We start from the raw sequence: 1,708 nt of genomic DNA, 5'->3' as shown, positions 1-1,708 counted from the left end.
AAAGCCGGCGAGCCATGCCCGCTGGATGGGGGAGGCTGCACTCAGGACTCGATCGAGGCTGAGCCGGTCGTCGTCTCCGAAGGGCGCGGTCTGGGGCAGAAGGGCTGATGCTGACATGGTTCGAATGTCGCGCGGGGCCCCAGGGCAAGTCAATGGAATGTTCTTTTTAAAGAACAACACCTGATGGAAACTTCTTTCCTCGGGCCCTCAAAAGAGAGAAGAGAATTCTGTTCACCTATGAACATGGGAATATATGACGAGAGCAGATCTTCGTTACACCGTTGTCTCGATCGGTAGAGCCGTCGTGAACTTTACCCGCTCGACACTAAAGCGCGAGCTGACTTTCTTGAGCGGAACGATCCCGATCAAACGCTTATAAAACAAGTCATAAGCCTTTACGTCCGAGACAACGACGCGGAGGATGTAGTCGACATCACCGGCCATCCGGTGGAACTCTACAACCTCGTTCATGGTCGCAATCGCATTGATGAACTGGTCGATAGCTTCCTGGGTATGGTCACCGGCTTCGATGCACACGAAGACCGTCAGGCCGAGTCCTAGCTTGTCCGGATCCAGAAGGGCGACCCGTCGCTGGATCACGCCCTCGGCTTCAAGACGCTGAATCCGCTTCCAGCACGGCGTTTGAGACAAACCGACCCGATGGCCGATGTCTGCAACAGAAAGTGTGCCATTCTGCTGAAGAAGGTCCAAAATTTTTCGGTCGATGCGATCCATCTCTACATCCAGCTTTTTGTCGAATAGAAATTCTCTCGTTCTGGCTTCTGGAGAATAAACTTCTCTACTTGGGATAACTTGCCCTATTGGTCGATCAGCCATCCCTCCGGCTCAGGACGACGTGACCTTGACATCGTTCGTTATTAAGAACAAGTTCGATTTTGCGCTTTGGAGAGTTTGACGATGAGTTTGGGATCAGGAGGCGGAGGGGCCGACGCTTTGGCCCGTGCCATGACGGATGCAGGGCTCCCGGAACGGCTGGCTCTCGCCTCGCGTTCGATTGTGGGCCGGCTGGTCTTTACAACGAGTTTCGGGCTCGAGGATCAGGCGGTTACCCATGCGATCTTCAGAGCTGGCCTCGACATTCACATCGAGCTCGTGACCCTGGATACCGGTCGGCTGTTTCCTGAGACCTACGATCTCTGGGCGCAGACGGAGGAGCGTTACGGCCGCCGGATCAACGCGGTCAGTCCGGATCGCTCCGATCTGGAGGTTTTGGTGGCTCGCCAAGGTATTAACGGTTTCCGTCATTCGGTCGAGGCGCGGAAAGCCTGCTGCGATGTTCGCAAGGTCGAGCCCCTGGGGCGGGCTCTCGCCGGGGCCGCAGGCTGGATCACGGGTCTGCGTGCTGAACAATCGGCCTTCCGTGCTGCCGTGCCGCTGGCGTCTCGGGACGACGGTTATGGCCTGATCAAGGTCAACCCCTTGGCGGATTGGAGCCGCCAGGATCTCGTCAGGTATGTCACTGACAACGCCGTTCCTTACAACCCACTTCACGACCAAGGATACCCGTCCATCGGCTGTGCTCCCTGCACCAGAGCGGTCCGTTTGGGTGAACCCGAGCGTGCGGGTCGCTGGTGGTGGGAGCAGGAGGCCAAGAAAGAGTGCGGCCTGCACCTCGGGCCGACCCATCAAATTCAGGAGCATTCCCATGATCAGCGGGCGTGAGGCAGAAAGCGTGCGCCGCGCAAAG

General features: G+C 57.5%; 2 protein-coding genes. One reads left to right on the top strand and one right to left on the bottom strand.

What is annotated here, in order from left to right; genetic code table 11:
* Window positions 1–273: 273 nt before the first annotated feature.
* A complete protein-coding gene (locus tag ACS5Q1_RS47770; protein WP_473104764.1) occupies window positions 274–735 on the bottom strand; it encodes an Lrp/AsnC family transcriptional regulator in 462 nt (153 codons plus the stop codon).
* Between the two features lie 183 nt (window positions 736–918).
* On the opposite strand from ACS5Q1_RS47770, the gene ACS5Q1_RS47765 reads away from it, so the two are divergent.
* On the top strand, window positions 919–1,683 hold the full coding sequence (locus ACS5Q1_RS47765) for a phosphoadenylyl-sulfate reductase (RefSeq protein ID WP_473104763.1): 765 nt from the start codon (window positions 919–921) through the stop codon (window positions 1,681–1,683).
* Window positions 1,684–1,708 lie beyond the last annotated feature (25 nt).

This window comes from Microvirga sp. GN3, assembly GCF_055792825.1.
This window is presented reverse-complemented; position numbering and strand designations above follow the sequence as displayed.